This is a genomic window from Streptomyces sp. NPDC057950 (assembly GCF_042887295.1).
Lineage (GTDB): Bacteria > Actinomycetota > Actinomycetes > Streptomycetales > Streptomycetaceae > Streptomyces > Streptomyces kaempferi.
This window is the reverse complement of sequence record NZ_JBHVPP010000013.1, coordinates 18,237-31,056: the sequence shown is the minus strand read 5'-3', so window position 1 is coordinate 31,056 and position 12,820 is coordinate 18,237. Positions and strand designations below refer to the sequence as shown.

The window sequence follows — 12,820 nt, the reverse complement described above, 5'->3', positions numbered from 1 at the left end:
GCCACCCACCGCCGACCCCGCCTCCTACGAACCGGAGCACCCCCATGCCCGACTCCTCTCGCGAACCGTCCGATTCCGCTCGATCCCACCAGAAGTCCCTCGACTCCTTGATACGTCACGCCACTGACAACGCCGTCTCGTGGATCACCCTCGACCGTCCCGAGACGATGAACGCCCTCACCTGGGACCAGCGTGAACGCGTGATCGCGCTGCTCGAGTCGGCGTCCGCGGATCCGGACGTACGGGCCGTGGTGATCACCGCGACGGGACGCGGCTTCTGCGCGGGCGCGGACCTGAGAGGGGCGCCCGCGGCCGGCGAGCGGATCCCCGGCGACGTCGCCCGCACCCTCCGTCTCGGCGCCCAGCGGCTCGTCGCGGCGGTCCTCGACTGCGAGAAGCCGGTGATCGCGGCGGTCAACGGCACCGCGGCGGGCCTCGGTGCCCATCTCGCCCTCGCCTGCGACCTCGTACTCGCCGCCGAACCGGCCAGGTTCATCGAGGTGTTCGTGCGCCGCGGGCTGGTCCCCGACGGCGGCGGGGCGTATCTGCTGCCGCGTCTCATCGGGCCGCAGCGCGCGAAGGAGCTGATGTTCTTCGGCGACGCGCTGACCGCCAGGAACGCCGAACGGCTCGGCCTCGTCAACCGCGTCGTCCCGCCCGAGGACCTGGAGAAGACCGCACGCGAGTGGGCCGAACGCCTGGCCGCCGGGCCGACCCGCGCCCTGGCCCTCACCAAACAACTGGTCAACGCCTCCCTCGACACCGACCGCACCGCCGCCTTCGCCGCGGAGGCGGCCGCCCAGGAGATCAACATGACGACGGCGGACGCGAAGGAAGGGGTGGCGAGCTTCGTGGAGCGGCGGGCCGCGGAGTACCGGGGACGGTGAGAGCCCTCGGAGGTCGGCCACCCCTTCCTATCTGATGCAGCGTCAGGTTCAATGAGCGGTGTGATGGGACACGCAGGAATGGCGGCGGCGGCCGTGCGATATCTCCGGTCGGCCGGGGCTCCCGCCGTCGCGGTGCCGGTCGAGACGCTGCCGCGGCCGGAGTTGCGCGCCGTCGGCGAGGACGAGCGGGCGCCGGTCGATCACGGCGAGTTCCGGCGGGTGCTGGGGAACTTCGCGACGGGCGTGACCGCCATCACCGCACCTCAGGGGCCCGGGGAGACGGCGGGACCGGCCGGTTTCGCCTGCCAGTCCTTCTCCTCCCTCTCCCTCGACCCGCCGCTGGTCTGCTTCATGGTCGGCCGTACGTCGACGACCTGGCCGCGCATCGCCCGCGCCGGCGTCTTCTGCGTGAACGTACTGGGCGCGCACCAGGGCGACCTGTGCCGTGGGTTCGCGGTGAGCGGGGCCGACAAGTTCGCGGGCGTCGGGTACGACGCGGCACCCGTCTCCGGCTCACCCCGCCTCGCGGGGACCGCGGCCTGGATCGACTGCACGATCCACGCGGTGCACACGGGCGGGGACCATCTCATCGTGGTGGGACGGGTGGACGCGCTCGGCACGGGTGACGGAGGCGGGGCCGGTGACGCGGGCGACGGCGCGGACGTCCCGCCGCTGTTGTTCCACCGAGGACGCTTCGTCTGAGCCGCGTCGGCGAGGCCCGTCGCGCCGCGCCGTTCATGGTTGTCAGGGGCGCACCCTGACTTGGTGTCAGGGGTGGATCAGGGTGGGCCCAGGGGCTTCCCGGTGGCCTGCCCGGGGTGCGTGGCGGCAGGCTGAAGGGCATGGAGATCACCGCTGGGAAACGCCCCTCGGCCGTCCGTCGCGGGGCCGCCGGGCTCGCCCTCGCCGCCGCCCTCGCCACCACGATCACCGCCACGGCCGGCTCCCACGCCGACGCCGCCACACCCACCACCACCGTGACCGTCGCCGCGGACGCCGTCCCCGCCAGCGCTGCCGGCGTCGCCACCACCGCGGACATCGCCGCCGGCGAGCCGCCCGTCGTCCCGTACGACTTCGGTGACTGCCCCGACATCCCGGCCGGCGTCGACGCGGCCCGCTGGAAGTGCGAGGTCCTCACCGCCACCGGTTCGTTGACCCTCGGCAGCAGGAGGGTTCCCGAGCTGGCGCCGATGACCGTCACCCACGCCGAGGGCCCGCTGCCGGACGGCACGGACGGGCAGGTCTGGGGCGCGCTGCGCTCCACCTCGACCTCCGTCCCGGGCGGCCTCCTCGGCACCGGCACGACAGGTCACGGCCCCTTGCCGGCGCTGGCCCTGCGCCCCGAGTACGGCGGCAGGTCCGACTTCTACTCCACCGGGAACAACATGGGCCTTTTCACCCTGCGCTTCCGCGTCCTGAGCCCCCTGCTGCCGCACGGCTGCGTCATAGGCGGCGACACCCCCGTCGAACTCCGTCTGCGGCGCGCGGGCGACTCCGAGTGGGTCTCCCAGGACCCGCCGGTGATCAGGTTCGACGCGTACGACGACACCTTCACCGCCCCGGCCCCCGTGGGCTGCGGCCCGCTGGGCCGGCTCGTCGACGACCGGCTCGGGCTGCCGAGAGCGACCGGGAACGCGATCACCCTGTCCGCGCGGTACACCTTCAGGACGTACGACCGGCTTCCGGCGCGCTGACCTCAGACGGCCGTCCGCACGGACAGCACGGGGGCGACCGGCCGCCGCCGGATGACCAGCGCCATCATCGCCGCCACCGCGCACAGCGCGCCCGAGGCGATCCAGACCATGTCGTACGAGCCGAACGCGTCCCGCGCGACACCGCCGAGGAAGGCGACGAGGGCGGCACCGATCTGGTGGGAGGCGAGCACCCAGCCGAAGACGATGGCGCTGTCCTCGCCGTACTGCTCACGGCACAGGGCCAGGGTGGGCGGGACCGTGGCGACCCAGTCGAGGCCGTAGAAGACGATGAAGAAGATCATCGGGGGGTGCACGGTCGAGGACATGAGCATGGGGAGGAAGAGGAGCGAGACCCCGCGCAGCGCGTAGTGGACCGCGAGCAGCCGACGTGGTTCGAAACGGTCGGTGAACCAGCCGGAGGCGATCGTCCCGGCCACGTCGAAGACCCCGATGACCGCGAGCAGAGAGGCCGCCGCCGTGATCGGCATCCCGTGGTCGTGGGCCGCGGGCACGAAGTGCGTCTGGATCAGGCCGTTCGTCGAGGCGCCGCAGATGGCGAAGGTGCCGGCCAGCAGCCAGAAGGGGCCGGTCCGGACGGCCGAGAGGAGGACGGTCACGGCACGCCGGGCCGCGCCCTGCACGGGCGCGGGCTTCGGCACGAACTCGGTGGCGCCGTAGGGCTTCAGACCCACGTCCGCCGGGTGGTCACGCAGCAGCAGCCAGACGAAGGGGACGACCGCGAGCGCCGCGAGGGCGACCGTCACCGCGGCCGGGCGCCAGTCGTGCTCGGTGACGATCCAGGAGAGCACCGGCAGGAAGATCAGCTGACCGGAGGCCGAGGCCGCCGTCAGGATGCCGGTCACCAGGCCCTTGCGTGCCGTGAACCAGCGGTTGGTGACCGTCGCCGCGAAGGCCAGGGCCATCGAGCCGGAGCCCAGTCCGACCAGCAGACCCCAGCAGAGCAGCAGCTGCCAGGCCGTCGTCATCCACACGGTCAGCCCGGAGCCGAGCGCGATCACCATCAGGGCGACCGCGACCACGCGCCGGATGCCGAAGCGGTCCATCAACGCGGCGGCGAAGGGCGCCGTCAGTCCGTACAGCGCGAGGTTGATCGACACAGCCGCGCCGATCGTGCCGCGCGACCAGTGGAACTCCTGGTGCAGCGGGTCGATCAGAAGACCCGGCAGCGAACGGAAGGCGGCGGCGCCGATGATCGTCACGAAGGTGACGGCGGCGACGAACCAGGCACGGTGGATCCGGGTTCGCCCGGGGGCGGGGGGCATCTGGGCGGCGTCCACGGCGTCGGTTGTCTGGGTCACGCCATAGAGCTTCGCTCCCGCGGCTTTGCCGAACGAGTGGCCGGAAGGTCAGCATTCGCTAGGATCGGGCCATGAGTCCTCGAGGTACGTTCCGCCGCCACCGCGTCGTCGTGCTCGCCCTCGACGGGCTGCTGCCCTTCGAACTCGGCATCCCGCAGCGCATCTTCGGCAAGTCACGGGACGCCGAGGAACGCCCCCTGTACGAGGTCGTCACCTGCTCGGTCCGGCCGCCGGGCCCGGTCTCCACCGACGCCGACTTCGCCGTCCTCGTCGCGAACGGACCGGAGGCGCTCGCCACCGCCGACACCGTCGTCGTCCCCGCCTCCTACGAACTGGGCCCGGTCCACGAGCAGGGCGTCCTGACCCCCGAACTGGCCGCCGCCCTCACCCACATCCGCCCCGGCACCCGGCTCGTCTCCATCTGCACCGGCGGATACGTCCTCGCCGCCGCCGGATACCTCGACGGCCGCCCCGCCACCACCCACTGGTCGCACGCCGAGCACTTCCAGCGGCTCTTCCCCCGGATCAAGGTCGACGCCGACGTGCTCTTCGTCGACGACGGGGACGTCCTCACCTCCGCGGGCGTCGCCGCCGGAATCGACCTGTGCCTCCATATCGTCCGCCGTGACCACGGGACGGCCGTCGCCAACGACGTGGCCCGCCGGACCGTCGTGCCGCCGCACCGCGACGGCGGCCAGGCGCAGTACGTCCGGCGGCCCGTCCCCGAGCCGCAGGCGGCCACCACGACCGCGGCCCGCGCCTGGGCACTCGGCCGCCTCGGCGAGCCGATCCAGCTGCGCGACATGGCCGGACAGGAGTCCATGTCCGTGCGCACCTTCACTCGCCGCTTCCGCGAGGAGGTCGGCGTCAGCCCCGGGCAGTGGCTCACCCTGCAACGCGTCGAACGGGCCCGGCAGTTGCTGGAGTCGAGCGGTCTGTCGGTCGACCAGGTGGCGCGGGACGCCGGCTTCGGGACGGCCCAGTCGATGCGGCAGCACCTGCAGGCGGTGCTCGGGGTCACCCCCACCGCGTACCGCCGTACCTTCCGCTCCTCGGGCCGGGAGGCCGGAGGCGGGCCGGACGGGGGTGGCCGAAGCGGTGGCACGCGACTCGGTACCGGGCGGGCGGGCGCCGCCGGCCGACCGGCCCCCGGTGGATCTCCCCTGCCCGTGGACGGCCGCCTCCACGCTCCCTAGAAGGTCAGTACCGCCCTTGCCACCCTCCCCTCGTGCGCGTCCTGGGCCGCCTTGTCGAAGTCCTCGACCGGATACGTCCGGGTGACCAGTTCGTCGAGCAGCAGACGGCCCTCGCGGTAGAGGTCCGCGTAGAGGGCGATGTCGCGCTGGGGGCGGGACGAACCGTAGCGGCAGCCGAGGATCGACTTGTCCAGGTACATCGCGGAGACGAGGAAGGACGCCTCGGCGGTGGCGGGCGGCACGCCGAGGAGGACCGCCTGGCCGTGGCGGTCCAGCAGGTCGATCGCCCGGCGGACGAGTTCGACGCGGCCGACGCACTCGAAGGCGTGGTCCGCGCCCGTGGGGAGGATCTCGCGGACGGCCTCGGTGGAGGTGAGGAAGTGGGTCGCGCCGAACCGGCGGGCCACCGTCTCCTTGGCCGGGTTGGAGTCGACGGCGACGATCTTCAGGGCGCCCGCGATCCGGGCCCCCTGGATCACGTTGAGCCCGATGCCGCCCGTACCGATCACGAGGACGCTCTCCCCGTGCTCCACCCGCGCGCGGTTCAGGACGGCGCCCACGCCCGTCACCACCCCGCAGCCGATCAGCGCGGCGGACGGCAGCGGGATGTCGTCCGGGATCCGGACGGCCTGGACGGCCTTCACCACCGTCCGTTCCGCGAAGGCCGAGTTGGAGGCGAACTGGTAGAGCGGCCGCCCGCCGCGCGCGAACGGCTGCCGCGGCATGCCGATCGCCTTGCGGCACATCGTCGGCCGCCCCCGGTCGCACTCCGCGCACGCGCCGCAGTTGGCGAGTGTGGACAGGGCGACATGGTCTCCGGGCCGGACGTGGGTGACGCCCGCGCCCACCGACTCGACCACCCCGGCGCCCTCGTGGCCCAGCACCACGGGAACGGGGAAGGGGATGGTCCCGTCCACCACGGAGAGGTCGCTGTGGCAGAGTCCGGCCGCGGAGACGGCGACCCGCACCTCGCCGGGTCCCGGATCCCTTACCTCCAGGTCGTCCACGACCTGGGTCTGCTTGCCGTCGAAGATCACGCCTCGCATCGCACCGGCTCCCCTCTCGTCCCCGGGGGCTATCCCCTGGGTTCCTTCGGCAGACCGAGCACGCGCTCGGCGATGATCGTGCGCTGGATCTCGTCCGAGCCGCCGTAGATGGTGTCGGCCCGGCTGAACAGGAAGAGGTGCTGGAACGCGTCGAGTTCGTACGGTGCCGCGGCCGACCAGTCCACCGGGCCGGTCGCCGCCTCCGCTCCCCGCACCTGCACCGCGAGTTCGCCCAGCCGCTGGTGCCAGCCGCCCCACAGCAGCTTGGCGACGCTCGGCGCGCCCACGTCGCCCGAACCGCCCAGCGTCCGCAGGGCGTTCCAGCGCATCGTGCGCAGCTCCGCCCACAGGCGCACCAGCCGGTCCCGGACGACCGGATCACCGGCCGCGCCGGTCGCGACGGCCGTCTCGATCACGCGTCGCAGCTCCGCCGCGAAGCCGACCTGCTGGGCGAGTGTCGAGACGCCGCGCTCGTGTCCGAGCAGGCTCATCGCCACCCGCCAGCCGTTGCCCTCGCCGCCGACGAGGTGCTCGGCCCGCGCCCGCGCACCGTCGAAGAAGACCTCGTTGAACTCGCTGGTGCCGGTGAGCTGGCGGATCGGGCGGACCTCGACGCGGCCCGGCTGGTCCATCGGGACGAGGAGCAGGGACAGGCCGTGGTGACGCGGGGCGTCCGGCCGGGTGCGGGCCAGGACGAAGCACCAGTCCGCCTCGTGGGCGAGCGAGGTCCAGATCTTCTGGCCGCTGACGCGGTACGTGCGGGCGGCCGCGGAGCCCTCTTCCCGTACGGCCGTCGTCCTGATGCCCGCGAGGTCGGAGCCCGCGCCGGGCTCGCTGTAACCCTGGCACCAGAGTTCCTCGCCGCGGGCGATCGGGGGCAGGAAGCGGGCCTTCTGGTCCGCCGTCCCGTGGCCGATGAGGGTGGGGGCGAGGAGTTTCTCCCCGATGTGACCCGAGCGCGCGGGAGCCTTCGAACGGGCGTACTCCTCGGCCCAGACGACCTGCTGGGTCAGGCTCGCGCGCCGGTTCCCGTATCCGTCCTCGGGCCATCCGAGGCCGATCCAGCCGTCCCGTCCGAGCTCCCGTTCCCAGTCCCGGCGGCCCGGATCACCCACATGGTGCGCCGCCAGCCAGTCCCGCGCCGTACGCCGGAAGATCTCGTCCCCGGCATCGAATCCGAACTCCACGCGTCGTCCTCCCGCTCGGCCGGCACCACCCCACCCTCACGCGTTCGGGCGCGACTTCCGTGCCGCCGCCCGCGCCATCGCCTCCACCCGCTCCAGCAGCGGCATCGGATCCACCCCCACCGTGCCCGGCAGGAAGTCCGCGATCCGTTCCGGGGTCCAGGCGCCCTCCGCGTACCCGGCCCGCAGTTCCCGCGGCTGCGCCCACACCGCGATCTTCGGTCCGGCGATCGTGTACACCTGCCCGGTGATCCGTTCCTGCCGGGCGCGGTCCGACAGCAGGTAGACCACCAGCGCGGCGACGTCCTCCGGTTCGCCGATCTCCGTCAGTTCCATGGGGACGCCGGCCGACATGCGGGTGCGGGCGACGGGTGCGACCGCGTTCGCCGTCACCCCGTACTTGTGCAGGCCGAGTGCGGCGCTGCGCACCAGCGAGATGATCCCGCCCTTGGCCGCGCTGTAGTTGGCCTGCGCCACGGAGCCCTGGTGGTTGCCACTGGTGAAGCCGATCAGCGTTCCCGAGCCCTGCGCGCGCATGACGGCCGAGGCCGCCCGGAAGACCGTGAACGTGCCCTTCAGATGGGTGGCCACGACCGGGTCCCACTCCTGCTCGGACATGTTGAACAGCATCCGCTCGCGCAGGATGCCGGCCACGCACACGACGCCGTCGATCCGCCCGTACGCCGTGAGCGCGGCGTCGACGACGTGCTGCCCGCCGGCCATCGTGGAGATGTCGTCGGCCACCGCGATCGCTTCCCCGCCCGCCGCCCCGATCTCCTCGGCCACGGCGTCGGCGACCGAACTCGTCGGCTCGGCGCCCTCGACGGAGACCCCGTAGTCGTTGACGACGACGCGCGCCCCCTCACCGGCCGCCGCGAGCGCGACGGCGCGGCCTATGCCGCGCCCCGCTCCCGTCACGGCGACGACCTGGCCTGCCAAGAAGTTCCCCACGTCCGGCCCCTTCCCGCAGTTTCTGACGGTCCGTTAGATTCAACTCGGATTCTACGACCCGTCAGATACCCGGAGACAAGCCCTCGGGGAGGACTCATGTCACTGCCGACGCTCCACCCGGCCTTCCACGAGATCGCGAAACGCGTGAACAACTGGGGGCGCTGGGGTGCCGACGACGAGATCGGGACCCTGAATCTCATCACCGACGAGGTGGTGCGCCGGGCCGCGGCGGGCGTCCGCTCGGGCCGCCGCGTCCCCCTCGCGCTCCCCCTCCAGCAGGACGGGGTGCAGACCGGGATGATCCCCGGGCGGGTCAATCCGCTGCACGTCATGGTGCAGATCAACCAGGAGGTCTTCGGGCCCGGCACCGTCGCGTGCAGCGACGACGCCGCGACCCTGGGCCTGCAGGCGGCGACCCACTGGGACGCGCTGGCCCACGTCTCGCACTCGGGAAAGCTCTACAACGGCCGTCCGGCCGGCACGATCACCCCGCACGGCGGCGCCGCGTTCGGCGGTATCGACAAGCCCCGGCACATCGTCTCGCGGGGCGTGCTGCTGGACGTCGCCCGCGCCCGGGGCGTCGACCGCCTCGACGGCGGGCACGCCGTGACCCCCGAGGACCTGGACGCCGCCGAGGAACTGGCCGGCACCCGGGTGCGGTCGGGCGACATCGTGCTCGTACGGACCGGTCAGGTCCAGGTCCTGCTGGCGGGCGACAAGCACGGATACGGGTATCCGTCGCCGGGGCTGTCCGTCCGCACGCCGGAGTGGTTCCACGTGCGCGAGGTCGCGGCGGTCGCGAACGACACCCTCACGTTCGAGATCTTCCCTCCCGAGATCGAGGACCTCTGGCTGCCCGTGCACGCTCTCGACCTGGTCGAGATGGGGATGCCGCAGGGCCAGAACTGGAATCTCGAAGAGTTGTCCACAGCCTGTGGAGAAGAAGGCCGCTACGCGTTCCTGCTGTCGGCGATGCCCGAACCCTTCGTGGGCGGCACCGGCACCCCGGTCGCCCCCGTCGCTCTGCTGTAAGTGACACAGAGCCACACGAAAGGGACCGGGGGAAGCGGCAAAAGCCGACGGAAAGAGTCGACTGGCGGCGCGTCACTGCTCGCCCCGAGCTCGGCAACGCGCGCCGCCATCCGGCTCCGGCGCACCCACCCTGCCCCTCAGGACCCCGAAGGAGCCGACGCCGAATCACGATCCGCACTCGCCGAGGGCTCCCGTCACCGGAACCCTCGCCGTCCCCTCGCGGCGCATCGCTGCCCATAAGCGTGATCAAACGGACACGTCACGTCAACACCCGTTCGGGGGATTATCACTTATGCACCCTTTGTGGCGGCGCGCAGAGAAGCACGACCCGGCGCATTCGGCTCGGCCCACTGCCGGACAACCGGGATTCCTGCATACATGCATGAACCGCGTACGCGTCAGACGGCCTCGTACGCCTCGTAGGCGAAGCCCTGGTAGGTCACACAGGCGGCGGACGCCTTCGCGGCCGACGTGCAGCGGTCCACCTCGCACCAGATGCTCTTGCCGACGCCCTCGGGGTTCCAGCCCCAACGGTCCGCGAGCCCGTCGACCAGTTCCAGGCCGCGGCCGTTGGTCTCGTCGCCCTCGGCGTGCCGGGGCCGCGGGGGGCAGTCGCTGGAGTCGGCCACCTCCAGGCGGACCGTGCCCAGCGACTCACCGGGGACGCCCGGCAGGGAGAGACGCAGTACGGCCGGACACCCGGTGTGCACCACGGCGTTGGTGACGAGTTCGGAGACGAGCAGGATCAGCGTCTCGGCGAGCGGCTCATCGGCCTCTATGCCTGATCCGGCGAGCCTCGACCGGGCCCATCTCCGGGCTCGCCCCACCTCTGCGGGGTCGGGCCGGATCTCCAGCTGCACTTGAAGCACCTGCACCGTTCACACCATCCGAACCGGCGGACACATCGCCTCGCGCCTCACGAGGGCCACGATCGTGGCCATGACCTGCATGACCAGAACCAGGATCACGGAACGTGATTCCCTTGAGAGACAGCATGGTTGACGTACAGTCACCCCAACAAGCGCTTCGGGCATATTCCAGCGCGAAGGAGTACGCGTGCGGGATACTGTGCGACGCTCGCCACGGGGAGTCGAACAGGCGGTCACGGGGTCCCGGACCGCCTCGCGAACGGCGAGCATCGCCGGATCCGGCGCGGCCTCAGGGGCAACACCGGGATGGCTCAGTCTCGGAACCACTCGCATCCCACACAAGGTACCGGAGCACGGCGCCGACTCCAGGCCGTGACAAGTCACGCGTAGGACACAACCCGATATCAACGCTCTGTGATGCCGATATGCCACGATCCGTGACATTGGGAGCGAACCGTCCCGGAGCGCGCCTGAACAAAGCCTCATCGGCCCGCTCCGGACACCAGATCGTCCGCCAGCAGCTCCTCACTCTCCGTGGCCGAACCGCCCCGCCGGGTCCGCACCCATGCCCTCTTGAGATACAGGTGGACGTCGGACTCCCAGGTGAAGCCCATGCCGCCGTGCACCTGGAGGCAGTCACGGGCACCGCGCACGGCGGCGGCGTCGGCGAGCAGCCGGGCCGCCGCGATGTCCACGGGGTCGGCGGTCACGGCGGCCGCGTAGACCGCGGCCCGCGCCAGCTCCACCCGCACCAGCATCCGCGCGCACAGGTGCTTGACCGCCTGGAAGGCCCCGATCGGCTGCCCGAACTGCTCGCGGGTCCGGGCGTGTTGCACCGCCGTCTCACAGGTCCGGGCGGCGTTGCCGAGCTGCTCGGCGGCGGTGAGGAGCGTGGCGAGCGGATCCGGAGGGCCAATGGGGCCGGTGTGGCCTGTGGGGCTGATGGGGTCGGTGGGTCCGGTAAGGCGGGCGGGACTCACAGGGCTGGGGGGATCGGCGGGAAAGCCCCCGGGTACCCGGTGCAGCGGGGTCAGCGGGTCCACGGAGGTGAGCGGTACGGCACCGGCGGCGCCGTCCTCGGCCGTACTCCCGGCGCCGTCCCGTACCGCGTCGGACTCGTCCAGCCATTCCACGAGGCCGCCGTACACGGCGGTGACCACGCTCTCGCCGGTCGCCGCCCCGGCCACCTCACCGGCCGCGAGATGCGTCGCGACCAGCGGGCCCGGGAGCAGCACCCGGCCCGCCTCCTCGAACGCCAGGACCGCCTCGGGCAGCCCGAGTCCGACACCGCCGTCCGCCTCCGGCAGCCGCAGTGAGAAGAAGCCCGCCTCGCCCAGCTCCCGCCACAGTGTCCGGTCGAGTCCCCGGCCGCCGCGGGCCACCGCCGCCCGCAGCGCCTCCGGCCCGAAGCGGCCCGCCAGCAGCGCCCGTACACCGTCCCGCAAAGCGATCTGGTCCTCGGTGAGTCGGAAGTCCACGGAGTGTCACCGCCCTTTCGGCAGACCCAGGATGCGTTCGGCCACGATGTTGTGCTGGATCTGCGAGGTGCCGGCCGCGATGGTGTAGGACAGGGACGTGAGGCGGTCGCGGGTCCACTCGCGGTCCAGGTCCAGTGCCCCGGGGCCGAGGACCTCGGCGGCGGCGTCGTACAGCTCCTGGCGCGCGTGCGAGTACCGCAGCTTGAAGACCGAGCCGCCGACGCCCGGCACTCCCCCCGTACGCTCCGCCTCGCTCACGTTCCACTGGGTGAGCCGCCACAGCGCGCGGAACTCGGCGTTGAGCCTGCCCAGCCACCGCCGCAGCGCCGGATCGTCCCAGCGGCCGTTGCCGCGCGCCGCGTGGGCGAGTTCGCCCAGGACCCGCCGGCACGCCACGACCTCACCGACGAAGGCGGTACCGCGTTCGTACGACAACGTCACCATCGTCACGCGCCAGCCGTCGTTCTCGGCGCCGACCCGGTGGGCGACCGGTATCCGCACCTCGTCGAGGAAGACCTCCGCGAACTCCGCCGACCCCGCGAGCGTGCGCAGCGGGCGGACGGTGATCCCGGGGGCGTCCATGGGCATCGCGAGCCAGGAGATGCCCCGGTGTCTCGGGGCGGCCGGGTCGGTGCGCACCAGCAGCTCGCACCAGTCGGCGACCTCGGCGTGGGACGTCCAGATCTTGGACCCGCTCACCACGTAGTCGTCGCCGTCGCGCCACGCGCGCGTGCGCAGCGCCGCGAGGTCCGAGCCCGCGTCCGGCTCGCTGAACCCCTGGCACCAGACCTCCTCACCGCGCAGCACGGGCGGCAGCCAGCGGGCCCGCTGCCCGGCGGTCCCCTCGGCGGCGATGGTCGGTCCGGCGTGCAGCAGCCCGACGAAATTGGCCCCCACGTAGGGGGCGCCCGCCCTCTCCGTCTCCTCCAGGTAGATGAGGTGCTGGACCGGTGTGGCCCCCCGGCCCCCGGCGTCGAGGGGCCAGTGCAGTCCGGCGTACCCGGCGTCGTACAGGGTCCGCTGCCACCCGAGGTCGTAGGCGCGGCGGCCCGGCCAGTCGTCCGGGGAGGGTTTGGGGGGCAGCGCCGGGAGCGCCTCGGCGAGCCACTCGCGCAGCCGGGCCCTGAACTCCTCCTCCTCGGGGGTGTACGTGAGGTCCACGGG

Annotated in this window: 12 protein-coding genes; 5 read left to right on the top strand and 7 right to left on the bottom strand. The window is 72.5% G+C overall.

Features of this window, described 5'->3' with window-relative positions:
- The first annotated feature begins 44 nt into the window (after window positions 1–44).
- The 3 genes from ACFVTC_RS21840 to ACFVTC_RS21830 all read left to right on the top strand — a co-directional run bounded on the left by ACFVTC_RS21840 (window position 45) and on the right by ACFVTC_RS21830 (window position 2,581).
- Complete coding sequence (locus ACFVTC_RS21840) at window positions 45–887, top strand: enoyl-CoA hydratase/isomerase family protein (RefSeq protein ID WP_390129415.1); 843 nt, start codon at window positions 45–47, stop codon at window positions 885–887.
- Between the two features lie 63 nt (window positions 888–950).
- Window positions 951–1,589, top strand: a complete 639-nt coding sequence (locus tag ACFVTC_RS21835; protein WP_390129413.1) for a flavin reductase family protein — start codon at window positions 951–953, stop codon at window positions 1,587–1,589.
- A gap of 140 nt (window positions 1,590–1,729) precedes the next feature.
- Complete coding sequence (locus ACFVTC_RS21830) at window positions 1,730–2,581, top strand: hypothetical protein (protein ID WP_390129411.1); 852 nt, start codon at window positions 1,730–1,732, stop codon at window positions 2,579–2,581.
- A 2-nt stretch (window positions 2,582–2,583) separates the two neighbouring features.
- On the opposite strand, the gene ACFVTC_RS21825 is transcribed toward ACFVTC_RS21830, so the two are convergent.
- The gene (locus ACFVTC_RS21825; RefSeq protein ID WP_390129409.1) at window positions 2,584–3,900 is read right to left on the bottom strand and encodes an MFS transporter; all 1,317 of its coding nucleotides are present in this window, start codon (window positions 3,898–3,900) and stop codon (window positions 2,584–2,586) included.
- Window positions 3,901–3,971: 71 nt separating this feature from the next.
- On the opposite strand from ACFVTC_RS21825, the gene ACFVTC_RS21820 reads away from it, so the two are divergent.
- Complete coding sequence (locus ACFVTC_RS21820) at window positions 3,972–5,096, top strand: GlxA family transcriptional regulator (protein WP_390129406.1); 1,125 nt, start codon at window positions 3,972–3,974, stop codon at window positions 5,094–5,096.
- Here ACFVTC_RS21820 and ACFVTC_RS21815 read toward each other — a convergent pair.
- From ACFVTC_RS21815 to ACFVTC_RS21805, 3 genes are read right to left on the bottom strand one after another with little or no spacing between them, the layout of a single operon-like run.
- Complete coding sequence (locus ACFVTC_RS21815) at window positions 5,093–6,142, bottom strand: Zn-dependent alcohol dehydrogenase (RefSeq protein WP_390129403.1); 1,050 nt, start codon at window positions 6,140–6,142, stop codon at window positions 5,093–5,095. The two genes, ACFVTC_RS21820 and ACFVTC_RS21815, sit on opposite strands and share 4 nt — an antisense overlap.
- A gap of 29 nt (window positions 6,143–6,171) precedes the next feature.
- On the bottom strand, window positions 6,172–7,329 hold the full coding sequence (locus ACFVTC_RS21810; protein WP_390129401.1) for an acyl-CoA dehydrogenase family protein: 1,158 nt from the start codon (window positions 7,327–7,329) through the stop codon (window positions 6,172–6,174).
- Between the two features lie 36 nt (window positions 7,330–7,365).
- On the bottom strand, window positions 7,366–8,277 hold the full coding sequence (locus ACFVTC_RS21805) for an SDR family oxidoreductase (RefSeq protein ID WP_390129398.1): 912 nt from the start codon (window positions 8,275–8,277) through the stop codon (window positions 7,366–7,368).
- 96 nt (window positions 8,278–8,373) lie between these two features.
- Here ACFVTC_RS21805 and ACFVTC_RS21800 point away from each other — a divergent pair, with 96 nt between their 5' ends.
- Complete coding sequence (locus ACFVTC_RS21800; protein ID WP_390129396.1) at window positions 8,374–9,309, top strand: cyclase family protein; 936 nt, start codon at window positions 8,374–8,376, stop codon at window positions 9,307–9,309.
- 398 nt (window positions 9,310–9,707) lie between these two features.
- Here ACFVTC_RS21800 and ACFVTC_RS21795 read toward each other — a convergent pair whose 3' ends face one another.
- The 3 genes from ACFVTC_RS21795 to ACFVTC_RS21785 form a co-directional block, all read right to left on the bottom strand.
- Complete coding sequence (locus tag ACFVTC_RS21795) at window positions 9,708–10,184, bottom strand: ATP-binding protein (RefSeq protein WP_390129394.1); 477 nt, start codon at window positions 10,182–10,184, stop codon at window positions 9,708–9,710.
- A 476-nt stretch (window positions 10,185–10,660) separates the two neighbouring features.
- Window positions 10,661–11,656, bottom strand: coding sequence for an acyl-CoA dehydrogenase family protein (locus ACFVTC_RS21790; protein ID WP_390129392.1), 996 nt, complete (start codon window positions 11,654–11,656; stop codon window positions 10,661–10,663).
- A gap of 6 nt (window positions 11,657–11,662) precedes the next feature.
- Entirely contained in the window at window positions 11,663–12,817 is a 1,155-nt protein-coding gene (locus ACFVTC_RS21785) for an acyl-CoA dehydrogenase (RefSeq protein ID WP_390129390.1), read from the bottom strand.
- Window positions 12,818–12,820 lie beyond the last annotated feature (3 nt).

Bases quoted from the DNA above. Each gene is read 5' to 3' on its own strand.
- ACFVTC_RS21820 (WP_390129406.1), top strand. From the start codon at position 3,972: ATGAGTCCTCGAGGTACGTTCCGCCGCCACCGCGTCGTCGTGCTCGCC.
- ACFVTC_RS21830 (WP_390129411.1), top strand. From the start codon at position 1,730: ATGGAGATCACCGCTGGGAAACGCCCCTCGGCCGTCCGTCGCGGGGCC.
- ACFVTC_RS21840 (WP_390129415.1), top strand. From the start codon at position 45: ATGCCCGACTCCTCTCGCGAACCGTCCGATTCCGCTCGATCCCACCAG.
- ACFVTC_RS21800 (WP_390129396.1), top strand. From the start codon at position 8,374: ATGTCACTGCCGACGCTCCACCCGGCCTTCCACGAGATCGCGAAACGC.
- ACFVTC_RS21835 (WP_390129413.1), top strand. From the start codon at position 951: ATGGGACACGCAGGAATGGCGGCGGCGGCCGTGCGATATCTCCGGTCG.
- ACFVTC_RS21815 (WP_390129403.1), bottom strand. From the start codon at position 6,142: ATGCGAGGCGTGATCTTCGACGGCAAGCAGACCCAGGTCGTGGACGAC.